Genomic DNA, 946 nt, shown 5'->3' with positions numbered 1-946 from the left:
GGTACCCCACAGAATTTGAGGCCTGTGCGATCCCTGTGGGAGCGGGTTTACCCGCGAAGAGGCCGGTACAGGCAAAACAGATCAGGCAATGGAACGCAGCACCCCGCCATCCACCCGCAAGGCAGCCCCGGTGGTAGCACTGGCCTGCATCGACGCCAGGTACACCACCATGTTCGCCACCTCCTCCACCGTCGCCAGCCGCTTGATCAGCGAGGTCGGCCGGTGCTCAGCCAGGAAGTTGGCCTCCAGTTCTTCAGTCGACACCCCCTGCTCCTCGGCCAGCTTGGCAAAGAAATCACCCACCCCCTCCGAGCGTGTGGGCCCCGGCAGCACCGAATTCACCGTCACCCCGGTACCAGCCAGCGTCTCGGCCAACCCGCGCGACACCGCCAGCAACGCAGTCTTGGTCATGCCGTAATGAATCATCTCGGTCGGAATCTGCAGCGCCGACTCACTGGACAGGAACACCACCCGCCCCCATTTGCGCTCGGCCATGCCCTGGGCATAGTGACGCGACAGGCGAACGGCGCTGAGCACATTGACGTCGAAGAAACGCTGCCAGTCCTCATCCTCGATCTCGAAAAACGGCTTGGGCTCGAAGATGCCCAGGTTGTTGACCAGTATGTCGGTGTGCGGCACCTGGTCGAAAAGCTGCTGCGCACCAGCCTGGGTGCCCAGGTCGGCAGCGATGCCGATGATGCGCGCCTGTGGCAGGCGTTCGCGCACAACTTTGAGAGCTTCGTCGACCCGGGCCTGGGTGCGACCGTTGAGGACCACCTCGGCCCCCGCTTCGGCCAGGCCGATGGCGATGGCCAGGCCGATGCCCGCGGTGGAGCCGCTGACGATGGCGCGCTTGCCGTTCAGGGAAATGTGCATCTGTGCCTCCTCATCTGTCTGGGGAATCGCAGGGGGCTGCTTTGCAGCCCATCGCCGGCAAGCCAGCTCC

1 protein-coding gene is annotated in these 946 nt (G+C 64.5%); it reads right to left on the bottom strand.

Annotated elements, in window-relative coordinates; genetic code table 11:
- Positions 1 to 81: 81 nt before the first annotated feature.
- Positions 82 to 876: an SDR family NAD(P)-dependent oxidoreductase gene (locus ACK1U9_RS24655; protein ID WP_046617103.1), complete on the bottom strand. Its 795-nt coding sequence runs from the start codon at positions 874 to 876 to the stop codon at positions 82 to 84.
- Between the last annotated feature and the right edge of the window lie 70 nt (positions 877 to 946).

The organism is Pseudomonas sp. XP1 (assembly GCF_053557675.1).
The sequence above is the reverse complement of the archived record's forward strand: the minus strand, read 5'-3'. Positions and strand labels throughout refer to the sequence as shown.

Excerpts from the sequence above, each read along its gene's own strand:
- ACK1U9_RS24655 (WP_046617103.1), bottom strand. The coding sequence starts at position 876 with ATGCACATTTCCCTGAACGGCAAGCGCGCCATCGTCAGCGGCTCCACC.